The organism is Sphingomonas sp. BK036 (assembly GCF_004216825.1).
GTDB lineage: Bacteria > Pseudomonadota > Alphaproteobacteria > Sphingomonadales > Sphingomonadaceae > Sphingomonas.
Genome location: NZ_SGXR01000003.1, coordinates 1431588 through 1452620 on the forward strand (window position 1 = coordinate 1431588; position 21033 = coordinate 1452620).

Genomic DNA, 21033 nt, shown 5'->3' on the forward strand with positions numbered 1-21033 from the left:
GCGTAAAGGCGCAGCCGAGAGACGGACGCCGTATTGGACGCTTCTTATTGCGTCGAAGCGGAGGTTGGGGCGGCGGATGCCGCAGCGCGTTGTGGCTCGACCCAGCCGATCGTGCCGTCGCCGCGGCGATAGACCATGTTGTGCGCGCCGGTGCCCGCATTCATGAACAGCAACGCGGCGGTATTGCGCAGATCGAGCATCATCACCGCATCGGACACCGTCGCCTCGGGGATGTCGACACGCGTCTCGGCGATGATCAGCGGTGCGTCCGCGACATCGTCCTCCTCGATGCTTTCCTGGAACAGCGTGTAGCCGGCATTGTCATAGCCGTTGCTCGCCGCCATCGCGACCGCTTCGCCGGCGTGGCGATCCTTCAGGCGACGCATGTAGCGCCGGAGCTGGGTCTCGATCTTCGCGGCGGCACCGTCGAATGCGGCGCGGGCATCATAGGCGTCCGAATGCCCCTTGAGCACGAGGCCCTTCATCACATGCGCGACGATATCGCATTTGAAGCCGGCATCGTGCGGCCCCTTGCCGAACGTGACCTCGGCCGAGATGGCGCGCGCGAAATACTTGTCGGCGATACCCTGGAGTCGGTCTTCCACATGGCTGTTCAGCGCTTCGCCAGTGTCAACCTGATGACCAGAAATCCGGATATCCATGTTCGTCTCCTTGTCGACGTTACTGTCTTCGGGCGGTCCTGTTGGCTCCACCCTGCCGGCGTCATCCGGACGCCACGGCCCCCCAAATCGGATCCTTGATCCCCTTCATAAACGCCGCATGCGCCGCAAGGTCTCCCTCGCTCGCCACGAAAACCCGCGGCGGGCGAACGACCCGAGGCGCCTGTGCGACGACCGGAGTCGAAGCGCTGTTGCCAGTGTCGCTGAGCAGCCCGAGGCCGATCTGGCGACCGCCCATCAGCTCGACATAGACTTGCGCGAGCAGCTGCGCGTCGAGCAGCGCGCCGTGCAGCACGCGGTGGCTGCGATCGATTCCGAAGCGCGAGCACAGCGCGTCGAGCGAATGCTTGGCACCCGGATGACGGCTGCGCGCAATCTGCAGCGTGTCGACCATCCGTTTCATGTGAACGATCGGTCGGCCGCACTTGGTCAGCTCGCCGTTGAGGAACGAGAAATCGAAGCCGGCATTGTGTGCGATCATCGGCGAATCGCCGACGAATTCGAGCAGCTCCTCGACCGCGTCGCCGAATCGCGGCTTGTCGGACAGGAACGCCTGACTGAGCCCGTGGACGTTGAACGCCTCGACCGGCATGTCGCGTTCGGGATGGTAATAAGCGTGGAAGGTGCGCCCGGTCTCGACCCGGTTGAGCATCTCGACGCAGCCGATCTCGACCATGCGGTCGCCACCGGAAAAACTTAGGCCGGTGGTTTCGGTGTCGAAGACGATCTCGCGCATCGCCATGGTATCGGCTCAGATTTCCAAGGACGCAAGCACCGCGCGAACCTGCGCCCGCGTTTCGTCGAAGCTCGTATCGGTATGGATGACATGGTGCGCCCGCGCGCGTTTCTCGGCATCGGGGGTCTGGCGGGCGAGGATCGTGGCGAATTTCTCCGCGGTCATGCCGGGACGCGCGAGGACGCGGGCACGCTGGACGTCGGGCGCGGCGGAGACGACGACGATCACGTCGACTCGCTGGTCGCCACCGGTTTCGAAAAGGAGAGGGACGTCGAACACGACTCGCTTGCCGGCATGCTTCGCCAGGAACGCGGCGCGCTCTTCGCCAACCGCCGGGTGGACGATCGCTTCGAGTCGCTTGATCGCCGCATCGTCGCCGAACACCGCCGCGCCGAGCTTCGCGCGATCGACCGCGCCGTTTGCGGTCGTGCCGGGGAAGGCGGCCTCGATCGGCGCCACCAGCCGACCGCCGACTCCCTGCAACCGGTGGACCGCCGCGTCGGCGTCGAACACCGGGATGGCTTCGTCGGCGAACATCGCGGCGACGGCGGACTTGCCCATCCCGATCGATCCTGTGAGGCCGATGATCATCGGATCAGCAACGCCCGCAATTCCTCGTCGCGGTCGCGCGGTGGTTCCACGTGGAACAATATCTCGAACGCGACCGCGGCCTGGCCGATCAGCATCTCCAGCCCATCGACGGTTTCCAGATCGCGCGCCCGCGCCGCCTTGAGCAGGTCTGTCTCGAGCGGCGAATAGACGATGTCGTACACCAGCGAGTCGGGCTCGAGCGCGCCAAGGTCGATCTCGAGCGGGGGCTGGCCCGCCATGCCGAGCACGCTCGCATTGACGAGAAGCCGCGAGGGCGGGGCGGCGGGACCGATCGGCAGCGCCTGCCCCTTCAATCCGAAGGTCGCCAGCAACGCCGCGCCCTTCAGCGGATTGCGATTGACGATCGTCACGGGCCCGACGCCCATTCGCGACAGCGCGAACAGGATCGCGCGCGCCGCGCCGCCCGCGCCGATCACCGTCACCGGCTGGCCGGCGATGTCGAGATCGTCGATCGGCGCCCAGAATCCGGCGGCATCGGTATTGGTGCCGATGCAGTCGCCCGCCTGGTTGCGAAACACGGTGTTGATCGCGCCGATCGACCCGCGGACGTCGCCGGGGTCGGAGACGTGGTCGAGCGCGGCGAGCTTGTGCGGCATCGTGATGTTGCACCCGCGCCAGTTCGGATCCGCCTTGCGCTCGGCGAAATAGGCGGGGAGGTCGTCGGCGGTGACAAGCTTGTGGCGATAGTCGGCGTCGATCCCGAGCGCCTCGAGCCAGAAGCCGTGGATCAGCGGCGATTTCGACTGCGCGATCGGATCGCCGATCACTTCGGCATAGGGTCGGGTCATGCAAGGCTCCGTGCGTCCCCGCGACGGCGGGGATCCAGTCTGGAAGACGGTTTAGTCTACCGCGGTCGAATTGCCACGGGGCTGCATTTGCTCCGTCCGCGGCGTCATTCCTCCACGCCGTTCCCCTCCACCCCGTCATCCCAGCGAAAGCTGGGATCTCCCCGTTTGGCAGGCCTCGTCTGTCTCGTGAGATACCCCAGCTTCCGCTGGGGTGACGGGTGAATGTGGCGGGCGGTGTGGGTGCGGGTGCGGGTGCGGGGCAGGGGGAAGTGAGAAATGAGAAGGGAGAAGATTACGCCGGCAGTTCGCCGCGCACGCGCAAAAAGTCGAGCACGTTCAGCAGCGGCATCCCCAGCACCGTGAACTGGCTCCCCTCGATCCTGGCGAACAGCTGCGCGCCAGGCCCCTCGATCCGGTAGCACCCGACGCAGCCCGCAATTGCCGGCCATTCCGCATCCAGATACGTCTCGATAAACGCCTCGGACAGCGGGCGGACATGCATCTTCGTGCGCTCGACATGCCGCCAGATCGCCTGGCCATTTTCCGCGATCACCGCCGCGCTCCACAGATCGTGCCGCTTGCCCGACATCAGCCGCAGATGCGCCGCAGCGTCAGCACGATCGACCGGCTTGTCGAGGATCGTGCCGTCCTCCAGCGCTACCAACGAGTCGCTGCCGAGCACGAGCTGCCCCGGCATCCGCGCGGACACCTTGCGCGCCTTCAGTTCGGCGAGCGCATCGGCGAGATCGCGCGGCGACAGGTCACACAGCGCCGCTTTGGCCGCATCCTCGTCGACGCCCGCAAAGGTCGCCTCGAACGCCACCCCCGCCGCGGTCAGCATGGCCCGGCGCGAGGCGCTTTGCGATGCTAGGACCAGGCTCATGCTTCGATCTGCCGCTGGTTGCACAGCGCGATGATCGCCGCTGCGGTTTCCTCGATCGACCGGCGCGTGACGTCGATCACCGGCCAGCCATTGTCCGCGAACATCCGCCGCGCAAAGGCGAGCTCGCGCATCACCGCCTCCTCCTCGACATAGGAGGTATCGGGCGCCTGGTGGAGCGACAGCAACCGGTTGCGCCGCACCTGGATCAGCCGGTCGGCACTCGTCGTCAGCCCGACGATCAGCGGCCTGCGGAGCGCATAGAGGATCTTGGGCGGCGGGCTCTCGACGACGATCGGGATGTTCGCGGTCTTGTAGCCGCGGTTGGCGAGATAGATCGAGGTCGGCGTCTTCGACGAGCGAGACACGCCCGCAAGGACGATATCGGCCTCCTCCCATTCCTCCCAGGCGATCCCGTCGTCATGTGCGATCGTCCACTGGATCGCATCGACGCGCGCGAAATAGGCGGCGTCGAGGACGTGTTGTCGCCCCGGCCGCGCCTTGGCCTGCTGCCCGAGCAACCCGGAAAGCGCATCGTTGACCGGGTCGAGCGGCGCCACCGCGGGAAGCCCCAGGGTCAGGCACCGCTGCTCGAGGATCCGCCGGGTCGCGGGGTTCACCAGCGTGAACACGACCAGGCCGGGGTTCTGCGCGATCTCCTGGAGGATCCGCTCGAGATGCGCCTCGGTCCGCACCATCGGCCAGAAATGGCGGACGGTCTCGACGTCATCATATTGCGCCAGCGCCGCCTTCGCGATGTTCTCCAGCGTCTCGCCGGTCGAATCCGACAACAAATGCAGATGGAGCCGCATCATGGGCGTTTTATCCCCAGCGGGCGGGTCCGTGGGTGTGAATCTGTGGATAACATGGGGAAAACGGCTAGCGTAACTCGCTGCCCCCGCCAAGCGACCGGTGTGCCGTGGATAACACCGATTCTATCCACACGCTCGCGCACAGGGCCGGATTTTATCCACAGGCTGTGGGTAATGGGGAGCCTTGAATCGAATCAGCGCGTTTGTCGCGGTGCGCGGGGGTCAAGCTGTTGGCAATTCCGGGATCACCGCATAAGTCCCGGGTTCAACCGCCCAACCACTGCAACAACCTATTTCTTGAATCTTCTTATAGTAGAAGAAGGGTGCTCCGCTGACCGATCCGACCTCCAATTCGCCCGCCACCAAGCCCCTCCTGGCGACTCTTCGCGGGGAGCGTCAGGCCGTACCGCCGCTGTGGCTCATGCGGCAGGCGGGGCGCTATCTCCCCGAATATCGCGCGTTGCGTGCCGAGAAGGGGGGATTCCTCGCGCTGGCGACCGATCCCGACGCCGCGGCCGAGGTGACGCTTCAGCCGATCCGCCGGTTCGGGTTCGACGGCTCGATCCTGTTCTCGGACATATTGATGATCCCCTGGGCGCTCGGCCAGGATCTGAGCTTCGGGGTGGGGGAAGGGCCGCGGCTCGAACCCGCGCTGGTCGACCATGCGCTTGATCGGTTGCAGCCGGTCATGGGGCGGCTGGAGCCGGTCTACGGCACCGTTGCCAAGGTCGCCGCGGCATTGCCCTCCGAGACGACGTTCCTGGGCTTTGCTGGCTCTCCTTGGACGGTCGCGACCTATATGGTGGCGGGCAAGGGGTCCAAGGATCAGTCCGAGACGCGGCGCTTCGCCTATGCCGACCCGGCCGCGTTCGGCGCGATCATCGATGCGATCGCGGACAATACGGTCGAGTATCTCGCGCGACAGATCGAGGCGGGCGTCGATGTGGTGCAGCTGTTCGACAGCTGGTCGGGAAGCCTCAGCCCCGCGCAGTTCGAACGCTGGGTGATCGCGCCGACTGCGTCAATCGTCGAGCGCCTCCATGCGCGCTGCCCGGGCGTACCGGTGATCGGCTTTCCAAAGGGGGCAGGGGGCAAGCTTCCCGCCTATGCGCGCGAAACGGGCGTCGATGCGATCGGGCTCGACGAGACGGTCGATCCGGTCTGGGCGCATGCCTCGCTACCCGCCGACATGCCGGTGCAGGGCAATCTCGATCCGCTCGCGTTGATCGCGGGCGGCGCGGATCTCGATGCGGCGATCGACCGGATCCTCGCGGCGTTCGTCGAGCGGCCGCACGTCTTCAATCTGGGCCACGGTATCCTGCCCGACACGCCGATCGCGCATGTCGAGCAGCTCATCGCCCGCGTCAGGAGCACGACATGAGCGGTTTTCTCGGAGCGGCCTATGACTGGGTGAAGGCCGCGCACCTGATCTTCGTGATCTTCTGGATGGCGGGGCTGTTCATGCTGCCGCGCTACCTCGTCTATCATCAGGAAGCGCTGGCCGCCGGCAACGCGGCCGAGGCGGCAAACTGGGTCGAGCGCGAGGGCAAGATCCGTCATATTATCCTGACGCCGGCGATGATCGTCGTCTGGGTGCTGGGGATCGCGCTCGCGCTGAACCTCGGGCTTGCGGACGGCGCGCCGGGGCTCGGCTGGCTGCACCTCAAGCTGCTGCTCGTGTTCCTGCTCACGGGCTATCACGGCTGGACGATCGGCTATGCCAAGAAGCTCGCGGCGGGGAAGCCGACGCTTACGGGTAAGCAGCTGCGGATGCTCAATGAGATCCCCGCGCTCGCGGTGACGCTGATCGTCGTGCTGGTAATCGTGAAGCCGTTCTGACACCCGCGTCATCCTGGACTTGATCCAGGATCCAGAGCGGCGGAGGACACCGCTTGTGGCTCTGGATCCTGGGTCGAGCCCAGGATGACGGCGATGGCGGTCGCCCCGTCTCCGCTTGACTAACCGCCCCCTCAATTCTACCCCGATCCCCAGCACGGCCTCCTGGCGTCCTGCCCGGTCGTGTGGTCCTGCCTGTTCGGCTCGCCCAGTTCCGCTTTCCAGCGCACGCGCAGACCGAACCTGTTCCCGTTGATCGCTATCCGGAAATCCCCATGCATCTCAAAGACCTGAAGAAAAAGAAGCCTGCCGAGCTGGTCCAGCTCGCCGAGGAACTGGGGGTCGAGAGCGCCTCGACGCTGCGCAAGCAGGACCTGTTGTTCGCGATCCTGAAGGTGCAGGCGGACAATGGCGACCAGATCATGGGGCTCGGCACGATCGAAGTGCTGCCCGACGGGTTTGGCTTCCTGCGCTCGCCCGAGAGCAACTATCTGGCTGGGCCGGACGACATCTACATCTCGCCGAACCAGGTGCGGAAGTTCGGCCTGCGTACCGGTGACACGGTCGAGGGCGAGATCCGCGGGCCGAAGGATGGCGAGCGCTATTTCTCGCTCGTGAAGCTCACGGCCGTCAATTTCGACGATCCCGACGTCGTCCGTCACCGCGTCAATTTCGACAATCTCACGCCGCTCTATCCCGAGAGCAAGCTGACGCTGGATCCCGCCGACCCGACCGTCAAGGACAAGTCGGCGCGCGTGATCGACATCGTCAGCCCACAGGGCAAGGGCCAGCGCACGCTGATCGTCGCCCCGCCGCGCGTCGGCAAGACGGTCATGTTGCAGAACATGGCCAAGGCGATCACCGACAACCACCCCGAGGTGTTCCTGATCGTCCTGCTGATCGACGAACGCCCCGAGGAAGTCACCGACATGCAGCGCAGCGTGAAGGGCGAGGTCGTCAGCTCGACGTTCGACGAACCCGCGCAGCGCCACGTCCAGGTCGCCGAGATGGTGATCGAGAAGGCCAAGCGCTTGGTCGAGCACAAGAAGGACGTTGTGATCCTGCTCGACTCGATCACGCGTCTGGGTCGTGCTTATAACACCGTCGTGCCGTCGTCGGGCAAGGTCCTGACCGGCGGTGTCGATGCGAACGCGCTGCAGCGTCCGAAGCGCTTCTTCGGTGCCGCGCGCAATATCGAGGAGGGCGGTTCGCTCTCGATCATCGCGACCGCGCTGATCGACACGGGCAGCCGCATGGACGAGGTGATCTTCGAGGAGTTCAAGGGCACCGGCAACTCGGAAATCGTGCTTGACCGCAAGGTCGCGGACAAGCGCATCTTCCCGGCGCTCGACGTCGGCAAGTCCGGCACGCGCAAGGAAGAGCTGCTGGTCGACAAGGCCAAGCTCTCCAAGATGTGGGTCCTGCGTCGCATCCTGATGCAGATGGGCACGATCGACGCGATGGAGTTCCTGCTCGACAAGATGAAGGATTCGAAGACCAACGAGAATTTCTTCGATTCCATGAATCAGTGATCGAATGCGGCCCGCTGCACGCTGCAGCGGGACTCGCATCGATCCGGCCGGCGGGACAAGGCCCCGACCGACGACGCGGCTTTGCCGCGGCGCTAACAAGCAGATCCAAAGCGGCACGCGAGAGCAATGGCTTTCGCGTGCCGCTTTGCTATTAAACCCGTCGAAATCCGCCACCCCCGCGCACCGGCGGTGGCCCGTCACCGGGAGCTGACATCTTGAGTATCATCGCCATGCTGGCCACCGCCGCATCGGGAGTCGCCGGACCCGGCTCGCCGCTGGAGATCTGGCAGCACATCGTCGCCGACTTCTCCAACCTTGGTGATCCCAAGGCGCTCGCCGCGTTCGGATCGGTCCTGATGATCGACCTCGTCCTCGCAGGCGACAATGCGATCGTCGTCGGCGCACTCGCCGCGGGGCTTCCCGCCGACCAGCGCAAGAAGGTCATCCTGATCGGCATCGGCGCGGCGCTCGTCCTGCGAATCTTCTTCGCGCTGATCGTGACGTGGCTGATGGGCATCGTCGGTCTGATCTTCGCGGGCGGCCTGCTGCTGCTGTGGGTCAGCTGGAAGTTCTGGCGCGAAATCCGCGAGGGCGCGGAGAATGCCGGGTCCGCCGAGATCGACGGCGACGAGCGCTCGGGGATCAAGTCGTCGAAGGGCTTTGCCAGCGCGGCCTGGGCGGTCGCGGTCGCCGACGTGTCGATGAGCCTCGACAACGTACTCGCGGTCGCGGGCGCGGCGCGCGAGCATCCCGGCATCCTCGTCATCGGCCTGTTGCTGTCGGTCGCGATGATGGGTCTGGCGGCGAACTACATCGCGCGCGTCATCAACAAGTATCGCTGGATCGCCTATATCGGCCTCGCGGTGATCCTCGTGGTCGCGGTGAAGATGATCTACGAAGGCTGGGTCGGCACCGGCGAGACGCTCGGGATCATCTCGCTGCTCGGCTGATCGCGCCGCTTTTGAGATAGCAAAAAGGCCTCGCCGGGATCGTCCGGCGAGGCCTTTTTCATGTCCGTCGCTAGCTCGTCATGCCGGGCGTTTCTTGCCCCGACACAGACCCCACCATCGTCATCCCCGCGGAGGCGGGGATCCATAACCTCAAAGGGCGGCGATTTCTAAGCGGCGCCAGCCAGTATGGATTCCCGCCTCCGCGGGAATGACGATTGTTGGGGGAGGGGGCGCGCCCTTAGCCCAGATGCTCTGCGAAGAACTTGGCCGTCCGCTCGTCGGCCAGCTTCGCCGACGCGTCCGACCGACGCTCGCCGAACTCGGTCGCGAAGCCGTGATCCTCGCCCGCATAATCGAAGATTGTCACCTTGGGGTGATCGTCGAGCCCGGCGTGCATCGCGGCCTGCGCATTCTTGTCGACGAAGTGATCCTCCTCGGGAACGTGCAGCAGCACCGGATGCGCGATCGCGTTCTTCTCGCCCAGCAGGCCGTCGATCCCGACGCCGTAATAGCCGACGCTCGCATCGACGTCGGTCCGCGCCGCGGTCATGAATGCGAGGCGACCGCCGAGGCAGTAGCCGACCACGCCGACCTTGCTGCCGTCACCCAGTTCGGAACGCGCCGCGCGGATGCTCGCCTCTATATCTGCGATGCCCTTGTCCTGGTCGAACTGGCCCATCAGTTCGAGCGCGCGGTCGAACTCGGGCTTGATGTCGGGATCGAGCTCGATGCCGGGCTCGAGCCGCCAGAACAGGTCGGGCGCGATCGCCAGATAGCCGGCTTCGGCGAGCGTGTCGCACTTGCGGCGGATACCGGCGTTCACGCCGAAGATCTCCTGGATGACGACGATCGCAGCCTTGGGCGTGCCGGCCGGCGTTGCGCGATACGCGGCGAAGTCGCCATCGCCGGCGAGCGTCGAGATGGTGGTGGTGTTCGTCATAGCAATCCTCCTTGCGGCCGTTCGTGGTCGAGCAGCCTGGATTTGGTGATGGGGCCGTTGCCCGCGGAATACGCACCAAGCCTGCCCCCGGCTCCCAGAATTCGGTGGCAGGGGACAATGATCGGAAACGGATTGCGCGCGCACGCCTGGCCGATCGCGCGCGGGCTCGACCCGATCGCTGTGGCGAGCGCGCCGTAGCTTGCGGTCTGGCCATAACCGGTGTCGACGATTCCCTGGCGGAGGATCGCACCGCGATCGGTAGGCGAGGGGGCGAGCGGCAGATCGAATGTCGTCAGTCGCTTCGCGAAATACGCCTCGATCTGTCGCAGCGCCTCGCGGATCGCCGGCGCATCGCTCGGGACGGCCTCGCCGCCCGCCAGTATCGCAATCGAGTCGATCCGGTCCGCGGTACCGGTCACGCGGACCAGCCCGATTGGCGTTGCGATCGAGGCGGCATCGCGCGCATACATGGCCTTGCTATGCAGCGCCCCGATCGGCCGCTCAAGCGTCATCGGGGGTGCCGCACATGAAGATGAACATCGAGATCGAATGCACCCCGGAAGAAGCGCGCCGCGCGGTCGGCCTGCCCGATCTGACGCCGATCCATGATCGCTATGTTGCGATGATAATGGACGCGATCCCCGACGGCCAGATGAAGCCGGAGATGCTTGAATCGATGATGCGCGGGTGGCAGCCCATGGGCGAGGCGGGGATGGCGATGTGGAAACGCCTGTTCGACACCGCGACCAAAAGCGGCTGAGTTTCCCGTGAAAACGATTTTCGCGGTCTCGAGCGGGCGCCCGCCCGCGGCGATCGCCGTCGTCCGGGTGAGTGGCCCACACGCGTTCGCCGCGGCGCAGACGCTGGCAGGGCCGCTGCCCGCGCCGCGTCACGCGAGCCTGCGGGGTTTGCGCGATGCGGGCGGCGCCTTGCTCGACCGCGCGCTCGTCCTCGTCTTCCCGGGCCCCAACACCGCGACCGGCGAGGATCTCGTCGAGCTCCACTGCCATGGCGGTCGCGCCGTGATCGCCGCAGTCGAGCAGGCCTTGGCCGCGGTCGCCGGGCTTCGTCCCGCCGAACCCGGCGAGTTCACCCGCCGCGCGCTGACCAACGGCCGCATCGATCTCACCGAGGCCGAGGGTCTTGCCGACCTGCTCGAAGCCGAAACCGAGGGGCAGCGCGTTGCGGCGATGACCGCGGCGGAAGGGCGGGTCAGCCAGGCGGTGCGCGGCTGGATGGACTCGGTCGCGATGCTGTCCGCGCGGATCGAGGCGATACTCGACTTTGCCGACGAGGACGACGTCGCCAGCGACAGCGCGGCGTTCGACGCGATCGTCGCCGGGGTGGGGGCGCTTGCCGCCGAGATCGAGGCAGTGGTCGCCGCGCCACCGGTCGAGCGGTTGAAGGACGGCCTGCGTGTCGTGATCGGTGGCCCACCCAATAGCGGCAAGTCGACCTTGCTCAATCTGCTCGGCGAGCGCGACGCGGCGATCGTCTCGCCGATCTCGGGGACGACGCGCGACCGGATCGAATTGCCCGTGACGCGCGACGGCGTCGCCTACGTGCTGACCGATACCGCGGGGCTGATCGACACGCAGGACCCGATCGAGGCGATCGGCGTGACCCGCGCCGAGGATGCGATTGCCGCTGCGGACATCGTCCTCTGGCTGGCCGACACGCCACCGCCGCGCGCGGACGCGATCTGGATACACGCGCGTGCCGACCTGCCGGGGCGGGGCGAGATCCCGGCAGGCCGCGCGCTCGCCATCGCGCAGACCGACCGCGGCTCGCTCGATCGGCTATGGGCCGCCCTGCATGGCCGCGCGGCGGCGATGCTCCCGCGCAGCGACGCGATCGTGCTCAAGGCGCACCAGCGGCGGCAATGCGGCCTCGCCGTCGACGCGCTGCGCTATCCCGGTTCGGATGCACTCATCGTCGCCGAGCATCTCCGCCAGGCGCGTGCGATCCTGGCGGGCGTGCTCGGTCTCGACGCGACGGGTGAGATGCTCGACGCGCTGTTCGGGCGTTTCTGCATCGGCAAGTGATGTTCCACGTGGAACATCTTTGACGCGCTCCCTGCGCCGTTCTAGGGCGGTGGCATGTTCGATGTAGTGGTGGTTGGCGGTGGCCATGCCGGAACCGAAGCCGCAGCCGCGGCGGCGCGCAGGGGCGCGCGCACCGCGCTCGTGTCGTTCGACGCGCGGCATATTGGCGCCATGTCCTGCAATCCCGCGATCGGCGGCCTCGGCAAGGGCCACATGGTCCGCGAGGTCGACGCGTTCGACGGCCTGATCGGACGCGCCGCAGACGCCGCCGCGATCCATTACCGCATGCTCAACCGCAGCAAGGGATCGGCGGTCCAGGGGCCGCGTATCCAGGCCGATCGCCGGCGATATTCGCAGGCGATCCAGACGATGCTGGCAGCGACCGCGGGGCTGTCGATCGTCGAAGGGGAGGCCACCGCGCTCCATTTCGAGGGCGATCGCATGGCGGGTGTCGTACTGGCGGACGGCGCCATCGTAAAGGCGCGCGCGGTCGTGCTGGCGACAGGCACGTTCCTCGGCGGGCGCATCTTCCGCGGCGACGATCGCGAAGAGGGCGGACGGATCGGCGAGCGTGCGGCCAAGCCGCTGACGGACCAGCTCCGCGCCCGCGACCTGCCGATGGCGCGGCTGAAGACGGGCACGCCCCCCCGGCTCGACGGGCGAACGATCGACTGGGGTGCACTCGCCGAGCAACCCTCCGACCTCGACCCCTGGACGATGTCGCCGATGACTCCCGCACGTCCGCTCCCACAGATCGCCTGCGCGATCACGCGCACGACCGACCAGACGCACGCGATCATCCGCGAGGCGTTCCATCGCTCGCCGCTGTTCACCGGTGCGATCGAGGCGGCGGGGCCGCGCTATTGCCCGTCGATCGAGGACAAGGTCCACCGCTTCGGCGATCGCGACGGGCACCAGGTGTTCCTCGAACCCGAGGGGCTCGATGACTCGACGGTCTATCCGAACGGCCTGTCGACCTCGCTCCCGGTCGAGGTCCAGGCCGCGATGCTCGCGAGCATCCCCGGTCTCGAACGCGTGCAGATGACGATGCCGGGTTATGCGGTCGAGTATGACCATATCGATCCGCGTGCGCTCGACACGCGGCTGGCGCTGGGCGCGATCGATGGCGTGTTCTGCGCCGGCCAGATCAACGGCACGACGGGGTATGAGGAAGCGGCAGGGCAGGGGCTCGTCGCCGGGCTCAACGCCGCGGCCCATGCGTGCGAGCTGGCACCGGTGATCCTCGATCGCGCGTCGAGTTATCTGGGCGTCATGATCGACGACCTGACGCTGCAGGGCGTGACCGAGCCCTATCGGATGCTCACCGCACGCGCCGAGTTCCGCCTGTCGCTGCGGGCGGACAATGCCGAAACGCGGCTTGGCGGTATTGCCGAAGCGGCAGGGTGCCTCGGTTCGGAGCGTCTCGCGCACCAGCATGCGCTGGCCGAGCATCGTGCCCGCTTCCGATCCTCGCTCGACTGCGAACGCACCGCGACCCACGTCGCCGACCAGGGGGCGGGGATCGGTCGTGACGGCGCGCGGCGGAGCGCGTTCGACTGGCTCCGGTTTGACGGTGTGACGCTCGCGCATGTCGCGCCGGATGCCGCCGATGCTATTCCGACCGCGGTCGTTGACGAAGTCTTAGAGGACGCCCGCTACGCGCCGTATATCGAACGGCAGGCGCAGGAGGTCGCGCGGCTGCGTGCCGACGAGGCGATCCGCCTCCCCGAGGACTTGGCCTATGATCGCATACCCGGCCTGTCGAACGAGATGATCGATCGCCTGAGCGCCGCTCGCCCGACCTCGCTGGCCGCTGCCGCCCGCGTCCGCGGGATCACGCCCGCCGCATTGTCGGCGGTCCTACTGCATACGAAACGAGTGCCCGCATGACCGAAGACGACGCAAAGGCCTGGGTCACCGACAGGTTTGGCCCCGAGGCGACCGAGCGATTAGCGGCGTTCGTCGACATGGTCGTCGCGGAGACACCGCACCAGAATCTGATCGCGCCGTCGACGATCCCGACGATCTGGGATCGCCACGTCATCGACTCGCTCCAGCTCGTCCCGCTCGCGGGCGCCGACACGGGCGCGAAACGCTGGCTCGATATCGGCACGGGCGGGGGCTTTCCCGGCATGGTCGTCGCGCTCGTGCGCGGAGGGCCAGTCGATCTCGTCGAGCCGCGTCGTCGCCGGGCGGACTTCCTCCAGCTCTGCGTCGCCCGTCTCGGGCTCGGCGGACAGGTCCGTGTCCACGCCTCGAAGGTCGAGAATGCGACGGCCGACGCCGCGATCATTTCGGCGCGCGCGGTCGCGTCGCTGCAAAACCTTTTGCGTGGCGCGGCGCACTGCGCCACAAAGGAGACGCGGTGGCTGCTTCCTCGGGGGCGTTTCGATGAGGAAGAGCTGGCCGCGCTCAAGCAGCATTGGCGGTTTATGTTCCACGTGGAACAAAGCGTCACGAACCCGGAGTCGTCGATCGTGGTTCTGGATGGGGTAAGCGCGCGATGATCACCATCGCGGTCGCCAATCAAAAGGGTGGGGTGGGCAAGACCACCAGCGCAATCAATCTCGCGACCGCGCTGGCGGCGACGGGCATGCGCGTGCTGCTGGTCGATCTCGATCCGCAGGGTAACGCGTCGACCGGGCTCGGCATCGGTCATTCGCAGCGCGAGCGGTCGAGCTACGACGTGCTGATCGGCGAGACATCGATCGACGATGCGGTCGTCCATACGCGCGTGCCGCGGCTCGATATCGTGCCCGCGACGGTCGACCTGTCGGGGGCCGAGATCGAGCTGGTCGACTTCGACGCACGCACGCACCGTCTCGATCGAGCGATGAAGGTCGCGCGGGGGGCGTGGGATATCGCGCTGATCGATTGCCCGCCGTCGCTTGGGCTGCTGACCATCAACGCGATGGTAGCGGCGGATTCCTTGCTCGTACCGCTCCAGTGTGAGTTCTTCGCGCTCGAGGGGTTGTCGCAGTTGCTCAGCACGGTCGAGCGGATCCGCCAGCGGTTCAATCCGGGCCTGTCGATCCTGGGCGTCGCGCTGACGATGTTCGATCGGCGCAACCGACTGACCGATCAGGTCTCGGCGGACGTCCGTGCGGTATTGGGGAAAGTGGTGTTCGAAACGGTCATCCCACGCAACGTGCGGCTGTCCGAGGCGCCGAGCCACGGGCTTCCGGCGCTGATCTACGATCACCGCTGCTCAGGCTCGCAGGCCTATATCGCGCTGGCACGTGAGCTGATCAGCCGTCTTCCGGCGTCGGCGCAGGCGGCCGCATGAGCGAGGGTAACAAGCGCGGACGGCCGGGGCTGGGCAGGGGCCTCAACGCGCTGCTCGGCGAGATGGCGCGCGAGACGCCGGTCTCCGCCGATGGCGCGCCCGCGCCGCAGTCGTCGGGCGTCCGGATGCTCCCGGTCAGTTCGCTGTCGCCGCATCCCGATCAGCCGCGCCGGCATTTCGACGAGGCGATGCTCGACGAACTCGCGGCGTCGATCGCGTCGCGCGGGCTGATCCAGCCGATCGTCGTCCGGCCGCATGGTCACGACTATCAGATCGTCGCGGGCGAACGTCGCTGGCGCGCGGCGCAGCGCGCGCGGCTGCACGAGGTGCCGGTGGTCGTCCGCGACTTCGACGACGCCGAGACGCTCGAGATTGCGCTGATCGAGAACATCCAGCGCGAGGATCTCAACGCGATCGAAGAGGCGCAGGCGTATCAGCGGCTGGCCGGCGAGTACGGCCATACGCAGGAGGTGCTCGCCAAGATCGTCCACAAGTCGCGCAGCCATGTCGCGAATCTGCTGCGCCTGCTCGAGCTGCCGGCGCAGGTCCAGTCGCAGGTGGTCGACGGATCGCTGTCGATGGGCCACGCGCGCGCGCTGCTCGGCTCGCCCGATGTCGAGACGCTGGCGGATCAGGTCGTCGCGCGCGGGCTATCGGTGCGCGAGACCGAGAAGCTGGCGCGCGACGCAAAGCCCGGGCGGAACCGCAGCGGCGGGCCGTCCGAGCCGCGGATCCCGGACGCGGACATCGCGGCGCTGGAGCGGCAACTGGCGGACCTTCTGGGGTTGCAGGTGCGCGTCGCGCATACCGAGACCGGGGGCACGCTGACGCTGAGTTACTCGACGTTGGATCAGCTCGACATGGTCTGCCAGCGTCTGACGGGTGGCGCGATCTAGGTCACGCGCGAGCCCGGACCGATCCCCCTCCGTTCGTGCTGAGCAAAGTCGAAGCACCTGCGTATCGGACCATCCTTCGACTTCGCTCAGGACGAACGGGGGGGAGGGGGCGGCGGATGGTGGCCGCTCCCTCCCCCCCCCCCCCCCGTCATCCCGGCGCACGCCGGGACCCATGGACAGGGCTCGTTCTCTTGTGAAGCGGACCGCAACCGTGGGTCCCGGCTTCCGCTGAGATGACGGGGTGGGGGTGGTTGTGGGGAGGAAGACTAAGGAGCGACGTGCCGGCAATCTAGTTACGCCGGGCGATTGCCTGCGACAGCGCGACAACGGCGGCCTCGGCCACAACCCCACCGGCATTGCCAGACGCCATGATCGCACGCTCGGCAGTCCGGACCCTCTGAATCGCCGTCGCGAGCATGACGGGCGTCCAGCGGCGCAGCGAGCGCGCGGTGCTGGCCTCTTCCTTGAAGAACACCCGGTGCCGCTTCATCACCGCATCGACCGAGTCCCCCCGGTCGATCTCGCCGCGCATGTCGGCCAACGCGATGAGGCGGCGGACGAGCTGGCGGAGCCACGGGATCGGCGACGTCCCCGCTTCTTCGAGCACGGCCAGTTCGGCGCCGAGATCGTCGACGCGTCCTTCGATCACCGCATCGATCGCGCGGCTCATTTCCGCGTCGCCCAAGTCCGCACCGACCGCGTCGAGCGCATGATGATCGAGGTCCGCCGGGCGATCGGGTGCCGCGTCGAGGTACAGCGCGAGCTTCTCGATCTCGCGAGAAATGACCGCGCGATCCCCGCCGGTCGTGTCGACCAGCCGTCGCGCGACGCCGGGGGCAGGACGCAGCCCATTCTCGCCCGCGATCGTCGTCGCCAGCCGCTCGGCATCCTGCGCGGTCGGCGCGTAGCACGCGAACGCCATCGCGCGCGGCGAGTCGATCGCGAGCTTGACGATCTTTGCGGTCGACTTGACCGTCGGCGCGATCGCCACGACCGGATTGCCGACACGCTCGGCGGCCAGCAGGTTGGTGAACGCCTCGAGGCTTTCCTCGCCCGCCGATGCGACGCGGACGAACCGCGCCCCCGCGAACAGCGACAGCGATGCAGCCTCGTCGGTCAGTCGGCTGGGATCACCTTTGAGCGTCGCGCCGTCGAGATCGACCCGTTCGGCATCCGCCCCCATCGCCTTGGCGAGCAGGCGCGCAAGGTCGCTCGCGCCCGCCTCGTCGGGGCCGTGCAGCAGGTACAGGCGGATCTCCGCACCCGGTTTGGCCAGCGCACCGCGAATCTGGCCAGCGGACGCCTTCACTTCGCCGGTGCGGTGCCCTGCGCCGCGGCGACGGCAGGCGTATTGCGCGCGTACAGCGCGATGCGCGCGACGATCTGGTCCGCGACGATCGCCGACAGACGTTCGAGCGCGGTATTCTCGGCCGCGATCGTCGCATATTCGGATCGGACGACGTCGATGCCGGCATCCGATCCCGCGGTCGCATCGAGCAGCACCGAATTGTCGCCGATCCGCACGAGCTGATAGCGCGCACGCAGAGTCCGGCGCTCGCGCGAGACGCTGTCGTCGGTCCGCACGCCGAGCCCGCTAATCTGGTCGTCGAGGCGGATATCGATCCGGTACAGCGCCGGCGCGCCGTTCGAGGGCAGGCGATCTCTGAGAGCCGTCGCCATCAGCCAGCCATTCTTGCCCGCGATCGGCGCAATCTCGACCTGCCCGAGCGCGCCCGCGACCGGGCCGCTGCTGCCGCCCGCATAGAGTGGATGCAGCCCGCAGCCGGACAAGAGCGGTGCCAGCGCCAACGCGCCGAGGATCGCCAGCCGCTTCATGCGACGATGTTCACGAGACGGTCGGGCACGACGATCACTTTCCGGGGCGCTTTGCCCTCGAGCAGGCGGACGATCTTCTCCGAGGCGAGCGCGGCCGCTTCGACATCGTCCTTGGGCGCGCCCTTGGGGAACACCAGCGTATCGCGCAGCTTCCCGTTGACCTGCACCGCGATCGTGACCTCGTCGTCGACGAGCATCGCGGGATCGACGATCGGCCAGGCGGCGTCGGCGATCAGGCCGTCATTGCCCGCGGTCGCCCAGGCTTCCTCGGCGACGTGCGGGACCATCGGGCTGACGAGCAGCAGCAGCGTGCGGACCGCCTGTTCGCGATCCGCGGAGGGGGGAGCCTTCTCGATCGCGCTGCACAGCGAATACAGCCGCGCGACGGCCTTGTTGAACTGCAAGGCATTAATATCGCTCTCGATTCCGACCGTGGTGCGATGGCACAGCTTGCGTAACGCGACGTCCTCACCTTCGGCTTTTGCCGCGTCGTCGGACTCTATCAGCCGCCAGAGACGCTGCACGAACCGCCAGGCGCCTTCGATGCCCGATTCGCTCCAGGGGAGATCGCGCTCGGGCGGCGAGTCGGAGAGCACGAACCAGCGTACCGCGTCGGCACCATATTGGTCGACGATAGGCTCGGGATCGACCGTGTTCTTCTTCGATTTCGACATCTTCTCGACGCGACCGACTTCGACTTCGTCGTCGGTCCCAACGCGAAAGACCTTACCGTCGCGACGTTCGATGTCATTGGGCGATAACCAGGTCCGGACCGAAGATGTCTCCGTAACTACTGTGTCGGGATTCACAGTGCTTGGACGCTCAGACCGAGTGTTACTTGTTTGGTAGTACGTCTCGTGCGTAACCATGCCTTGCGTGAACAGCCCGGCAAACGGCTCGGCGATGTCGAGCATGCCGATATGCTTCAGCGCGCGCGTCCAGAACCGCGCATAGAGCAGATGCAGGATCGCATGCTCGACGCCGCCGATATACTGGTTGACCGGCAGCCACTTCTCCGCGCCGCTCCGGTCGAACGGCTTGGCGTCCGGCTGGCTGGCGAAGCGTATGAAATACCACGACGAATCGACAAACGTGTCTAGCGTATCGGTCTCGCGCCGCGCGTTACCGCCACAGGACGGGCAGGGGACGTTCTTCCACGTAGGATGGCGATCGAGCGGGTTGCCGGGGATGTCGAAGCTGACGTCCTCGGGCAGGACGATCGGCAGCTGGTCCTTGGGCACCGGCACCGCGCCGCACGCGTCGCAGTGGATGATCGGGATCGGCGTGCCCCAGTAACGCTGGCGGCTGACGCCCCAGTCGCGCAGGCGGAACACGGTCGTGCCCTTGCCCCAGCCTTCGCCCTCGGCGCGCTCGATCACGGTGCGCTTGGCGTCCTCGATGTCCATCCCGTCGAGGAAGTGCGAGTTCACGAGATTGCCGGCGCCCGTCCAGGCGGTGTCGCCGACGAACACGGGCGCCTCGTCATCGCCTTCGCTGACGACGCGCTTGACCGGCAAATCGTATTTGCGCGCAAAATCGAGATCGCGCTGGTCATGCGCGGGCACGCCGAACACCGCGCCCGTGCCATATTCCATCAGCACGAAGTTCGCGATGTAGACCGGGAGCTCCCAGCTCTTGTCGAGCGGATGCGTCGCGCGGATCCCGGTGTCGAAGCCCAGCTTCTCCTGCGTGTCGAGCTCCGCCGCGGTGGTGCCGCCACGCTTGCACAGCTCGATGAACGCAGCCGCATCGGGGTTCGTCTCGGCGATCGCGCGCGCGATCGGATGATCCGCAGCGACCGCGACGAAGCTCGATCCGAACATCGTGTCGGGCCGCGTCGTGAACACTTCGACCGAGTCGATGCCGGTCGCATTGCCCGCGAGCGCGAACTTGAACTGCAACCCCTGGCTCCGGCCGATCCAGTTCTCCTGCATCAGCTTGACCTTGTCGGGCCAGTGCTCGAGCGCGCCGAGACCGTCGACCAGCTCGTCGGCGAAGGCGGTGATCTTGAGGAACCACTGCGACAGCTTGCGCCGCTCGACCAGCGCGCCCGAGCGCCAGCCGCGCCCGTCGATCACCTGCTCGTTGGCGAGCACGGTCATGTCGACGGGATCCCAGTTGACGGCCGATTCCTTGCGATAGACCAGCCCCGCCGAGAACAGGTCGAGGAACAGCGCCTGCTCGTGCCCGTAATAGTCGGGCTCGCACGTCGCCAGTTCGCGCGTCCAGTCGAGCGCGAAGCCGAGCCGCTTCAGCTGCGCCTTCATCGTCGCGATGTTGGCGCGCGTCCAATTGCCCGGATGCACGCCCTTTTCCATCGCCGCATTCTCGGCGGGCATGCCGAACGCGTCCCAGCCCATCGGATGGAGCACTTCCATGCCCTTCATCCGACGGAACCGTGCGAGCACGTCGCCCATCGTGTAGTTCCGGACATGCCCCATATGGATGCGCCCCGACGGATAGGGGAACATCTCGAGCACGTACGAGCGCGGCTTGGTCGAAGAATCGTCAGCGGCGAACGTGTTGCGTTCGTCCCAGACCTTCTGCCACGCCGCGTCCGCCTTCAACGCATTGAAACGCGACGCCATGAGTCTGCCCTCAGCCCGCGATCGAGGCGCGGCGCAGGTCGCGGGCCTTGGTCAGGATGATATCCTCGAGCTTCTGCGTGGTCGCGGCCTGGACCGGCGACGACACCCACTGGCCGTTACGATTGACTTCGCGGAGGGCCGCGACGCGCAGCGCATCGGCGCGCAGATCCTGGTCGAGGATCGACACGGTCACCTTCATGCGCTCGGTCGGGGTCTGCGGGTTGGTGTACCAGTCGGTGACGATCACGCCGCCATTGGAATCGGTCTGGAGCAGCGGCATGAAGCCCAAAGTGTCGAGGCTCGCGCGCCAAAGATAGCTGTTCACGCCGATCGTGGTGATCTTCGAAGCTGCCAGATCGGCCTTGGGACGGGCGGAACCGCCGCCGCATGCGACGAGAGGCAGGGCAAACAGCACGACTGCGATACGCGAGCGGCGGAACATGGGCATCATCCTGGCAAGAAAATCAGCCCTTGCTCTACAGGCGTGCCCGCGCGCCCGCAAGCAGACGCCACTTAGGCAGACGAGCCTCTGCGCGGGTATCGCTTCGGCAGCGGACACGGCCGCGATCGGTAGCGCTATCGCAGCGATCTGTGTGCTGATTGCAACACTGTCGGA

Annotated in this window: 22 protein-coding genes; 10 read left to right on the top strand and 12 right to left on the bottom strand. The window is 66.8% G+C overall.

The features are described from left to right. Positions 1-44: 44 nt before the first annotated feature. The 6 genes from raiA to EV283_RS06855 form a co-directional block, all read right to left on the bottom strand. Positions 45-662: a ribosome-associated translation inhibitor RaiA gene (gene raiA, locus EV283_RS06830; protein ID WP_130323673.1), complete on the bottom strand. Its 618-nt coding sequence runs from the start codon at positions 660-662 to the stop codon at positions 45-47. Between the two features lie 61 nt (positions 663-723). Continuing rightward, positions 724-1416 (bottom strand): DNA polymerase III subunit epsilon, encoded by a 693-nt coding sequence (gene dnaQ / locus EV283_RS06835; RefSeq protein ID WP_130323675.1) that lies wholly within the window; start codon positions 1414-1416, stop codon positions 724-726. Positions 1417-1431: 15 nt separating this feature from the next. Continuing rightward, positions 1432-2007: a dephospho-CoA kinase gene (gene coaE, locus EV283_RS06840; RefSeq protein WP_130323677.1), complete on the bottom strand. Its 576-nt coding sequence runs from the start codon at positions 2005-2007 to the stop codon at positions 1432-1434. Next, complete coding sequence (locus EV283_RS06845; protein ID WP_130323679.1) at positions 2004-2816, bottom strand: shikimate dehydrogenase; 813 nt, start codon at positions 2814-2816, stop codon at positions 2004-2006. Before EV283_RS06845 ends, coaE begins: the two co-directional genes overlap by 4 nt. Positions 2817-3108: 292 nt before the next feature. Next, positions 3109-3699, bottom strand: a complete 591-nt coding sequence (locus EV283_RS06850; RefSeq protein ID WP_130323681.1) for a nucleoside triphosphate pyrophosphatase — start codon at positions 3697-3699, stop codon at positions 3109-3111. After that, positions 3696-4511 carry a pyruvate, water dikinase regulatory protein gene (locus EV283_RS06855; protein ID WP_130323683.1) on the bottom strand — a complete coding sequence of 272 codons (816 nt, stop codon included), beginning with the start codon at positions 4509-4511 and terminating at the stop codon, positions 3696-3698. The genes EV283_RS06850 and EV283_RS06855 overlap by 4 nt, the downstream gene beginning before the upstream one ends. Positions 4512-4839: 328 nt before the next feature. Here EV283_RS06855 and hemE point away from each other — a divergent pair, with 328 nt between their 5' ends. The 4 genes from hemE to EV283_RS06875 all read left to right on the top strand — a co-directional run bounded on the left by hemE (position 4840) and on the right by EV283_RS06875 (position 8826). After that, positions 4840-5889 carry a uroporphyrinogen decarboxylase gene (gene hemE / locus EV283_RS06860; protein WP_130323685.1) on the top strand — a complete coding sequence of 350 codons (1050 nt, stop codon included), beginning with the start codon at positions 4840-4842 and terminating at the stop codon, positions 5887-5889. Then, positions 5886-6347, top strand: coding sequence for a CopD family protein (locus EV283_RS06865; RefSeq protein ID WP_130323687.1), 462 nt, complete (start codon positions 5886-5888; stop codon positions 6345-6347). Before hemE ends, EV283_RS06865 begins: the two co-directional genes overlap by 4 nt. Before the next feature lie 272 nt (positions 6348-6619). Next, a complete protein-coding gene (gene rho / locus EV283_RS06870) occupies positions 6620-7876 on the top strand; it encodes a transcription termination factor Rho (protein WP_031395107.1) in 1257 nt (418 codons plus the stop codon). A gap of 230 nt (positions 7877-8106) precedes the next feature. Further along, the gene (locus EV283_RS06875) at positions 8107-8826 is read left to right on the top strand and encodes a TerC family protein (protein WP_207223058.1); all 720 of its coding nucleotides are present in this window, start codon (positions 8107-8109) and stop codon (positions 8824-8826) included. 238 nt (positions 8827-9064) lie between these two features. Here EV283_RS06875 and EV283_RS06880 read toward each other — a convergent pair whose 3' ends face one another. Next, positions 9065-9766 (bottom strand): dienelactone hydrolase family protein, encoded by a 702-nt coding sequence (locus tag EV283_RS06880; RefSeq protein ID WP_130323689.1) that lies wholly within the window; start codon positions 9764-9766, stop codon positions 9065-9067. Further along, positions 9763-10278, bottom strand: a complete 516-nt coding sequence (locus EV283_RS06885) for a methylated-DNA--[protein]-cysteine S-methyltransferase (RefSeq protein ID WP_242615822.1) — start codon at positions 10276-10278, stop codon at positions 9763-9765. The genes EV283_RS06880 and EV283_RS06885 overlap by 4 nt, the downstream gene beginning before the upstream one ends. 14 nt (positions 10279-10292) lie before the next feature. On the opposite strand from EV283_RS06885, the gene EV283_RS06890 reads away from it, so the two are divergent. From EV283_RS06890 to EV283_RS06915, 6 genes are read left to right on the top strand one after another with little or no spacing between them, the layout of a single operon-like run. Continuing rightward, positions 10293-10526, top strand: a complete 234-nt coding sequence (locus EV283_RS06890; protein ID WP_130323691.1) for a DUF6489 family protein — start codon at positions 10293-10295, stop codon at positions 10524-10526. 7 nt (positions 10527-10533) lie between these two features. Continuing rightward, a complete protein-coding gene (mnmE, locus tag EV283_RS06895; protein ID WP_130323693.1) occupies positions 10534-11811 on the top strand; it encodes a tRNA uridine-5-carboxymethylaminomethyl(34) synthesis GTPase MnmE in 1278 nt (425 codons plus the stop codon). A 54-nt stretch (positions 11812-11865) separates the two neighbouring features. Beyond that, positions 11866-13701 carry a tRNA uridine-5-carboxymethylaminomethyl(34) synthesis enzyme MnmG gene (mnmG, locus tag EV283_RS06900; protein ID WP_130323695.1) on the top strand — a complete coding sequence of 612 codons (1836 nt, stop codon included), beginning with the start codon at positions 11866-11868 and terminating at the stop codon, positions 13699-13701. Next, positions 13698-14318 (top strand): 16S rRNA (guanine(527)-N(7))-methyltransferase RsmG, encoded by a 621-nt coding sequence (rsmG, locus tag EV283_RS06905; protein WP_130323697.1) that lies wholly within the window; start codon positions 13698-13700, stop codon positions 14316-14318. Before mnmG ends, rsmG begins: the two co-directional genes overlap by 4 nt. After that, positions 14315-15097, top strand: coding sequence for an AAA family ATPase (locus EV283_RS06910; RefSeq protein WP_130323699.1), 783 nt, complete (start codon positions 14315-14317; stop codon positions 15095-15097). The genes rsmG and EV283_RS06910 overlap by 4 nt, the downstream gene beginning before the upstream one ends. Then, entirely contained in the window at positions 15094-15993 is a 900-nt protein-coding gene (locus EV283_RS06915) for a ParB/RepB/Spo0J family partition protein (RefSeq protein ID WP_056419246.1), read from the top strand. Before EV283_RS06910 ends, EV283_RS06915 begins: the two co-directional genes overlap by 4 nt. A gap of 289 nt (positions 15994-16282) precedes the next feature. Here EV283_RS06915 and holA read toward each other — a convergent pair whose 3' ends face one another. The 4 genes from holA to EV283_RS06935 are packed head-to-tail and all read right to left on the bottom strand — an operon-like array spanning position 16283 to position 20859. Next, the gene (gene holA, locus EV283_RS06920) at positions 16283-17302 is read right to left on the bottom strand and encodes a DNA polymerase III subunit delta (protein WP_130323701.1); all 1020 of its coding nucleotides are present in this window, start codon (positions 17300-17302) and stop codon (positions 16283-16285) included. Next, positions 17299-17829, bottom strand: a complete 531-nt coding sequence (gene lptE / locus EV283_RS06925; RefSeq protein ID WP_056419252.1) for an LPS assembly lipoprotein LptE — start codon at positions 17827-17829, stop codon at positions 17299-17301. Before lptE ends, holA begins: the two co-directional genes overlap by 4 nt. Further along, on the bottom strand, positions 17826-20417 hold the full coding sequence (gene leuS, locus EV283_RS06930; RefSeq protein WP_130323703.1) for a leucine--tRNA ligase: 2592 nt from the start codon (positions 20415-20417) through the stop codon (positions 17826-17828). Before leuS ends, lptE begins: the two co-directional genes overlap by 4 nt. A gap of 10 nt (positions 20418-20427) precedes the next feature. After that, positions 20428-20859 carry a DUF3576 domain-containing protein gene (locus EV283_RS06935; RefSeq protein WP_056419732.1) on the bottom strand — a complete coding sequence of 144 codons (432 nt, stop codon included), beginning with the start codon at positions 20857-20859 and terminating at the stop codon, positions 20428-20430. Between the last annotated feature and the right edge of the window lie 174 nt (positions 20860-21033).

Coding starts and splice junctions, on each gene's coding strand:
- raiA (WP_130323673.1), bottom strand. CDS start 662: ATGGATATCCGGATTTCTGGTCATCAGGTTGACACTGGCGAAGCGCTG.
- dnaQ (WP_130323675.1), bottom strand. CDS start 1,416: ATGCGCGAGATCGTCTTCGACACCGAAACCACCGGCCTAAGTTTTTCC.
- coaE (WP_130323677.1), bottom strand. CDS start 2,007: ATGATCATCGGCCTCACAGGATCGATCGGGATGGGCAAGTCCGCCGTC.
- EV283_RS06845 (WP_130323679.1), bottom strand. CDS start 2,816: ATGACCCGACCCTATGCCGAAGTGATCGGCGATCCGATCGCGCAGTCG.
- EV283_RS06850 (WP_130323681.1), bottom strand. CDS start 3,699: ATGAGCCTGGTCCTAGCATCGCAAAGCGCCTCGCGCCGGGCCATGCTG.
- EV283_RS06855 (WP_130323683.1), bottom strand. CDS start 4,511: ATGATGCGGCTCCATCTGCATTTGTTGTCGGATTCGACCGGCGAGACG.
- EV283_RS06865 (WP_130323687.1), top strand. CDS start 5,886: ATGAGCGGTTTTCTCGGAGCGGCCTATGACTGGGTGAAGGCCGCGCAC.
- rho (WP_031395107.1), top strand. CDS start 6,620: ATGCATCTCAAAGACCTGAAGAAAAAGAAGCCTGCCGAGCTGGTCCAG.
- EV283_RS06875 (WP_207223058.1), top strand. CDS start 8,107: ATGCTGGCCACCGCCGCATCGGGAGTCGCCGGACCCGGCTCGCCGCTG.
- EV283_RS06880 (WP_130323689.1), bottom strand. CDS start 9,766: ATGACGAACACCACCACCATCTCGACGCTCGCCGGCGATGGCGACTTC.
- EV283_RS06885 (WP_242615822.1), bottom strand. CDS start 10,278: ATGACGCTTGAGCGGCCGATCGGGGCGCTGCATAGCAAGGCCATGTAT.
- EV283_RS06890 (WP_130323691.1), top strand. CDS start 10,293: ATGAAGATGAACATCGAGATCGAATGCACCCCGGAAGAAGCGCGCCGC.
- mnmG (WP_130323695.1), top strand. CDS start 11,866: ATGTTCGATGTAGTGGTGGTTGGCGGTGGCCATGCCGGAACCGAAGCC.
- rsmG (WP_130323697.1), top strand. CDS start 13,698: ATGACCGAAGACGACGCAAAGGCCTGGGTCACCGACAGGTTTGGCCCC.
- EV283_RS06910 (WP_130323699.1), top strand. CDS start 14,315: ATGATCACCATCGCGGTCGCCAATCAAAAGGGTGGGGTGGGCAAGACC.
- EV283_RS06915 (WP_056419246.1), top strand. CDS start 15,094: ATGAGCGAGGGTAACAAGCGCGGACGGCCGGGGCTGGGCAGGGGCCTC.
- lptE (WP_056419252.1), bottom strand. CDS start 17,829: ATGAAGCGGCTGGCGATCCTCGGCGCGTTGGCGCTGGCACCGCTCTTG.
- leuS (WP_130323703.1), bottom strand. CDS start 20,417: ATGGCGTCGCGTTTCAATGCGTTGAAGGCGGACGCGGCGTGGCAGAAG.
- EV283_RS06935 (WP_056419732.1), bottom strand. CDS start 20,859: ATGTTCCGCCGCTCGCGTATCGCAGTCGTGCTGTTTGCCCTGCCTCTC.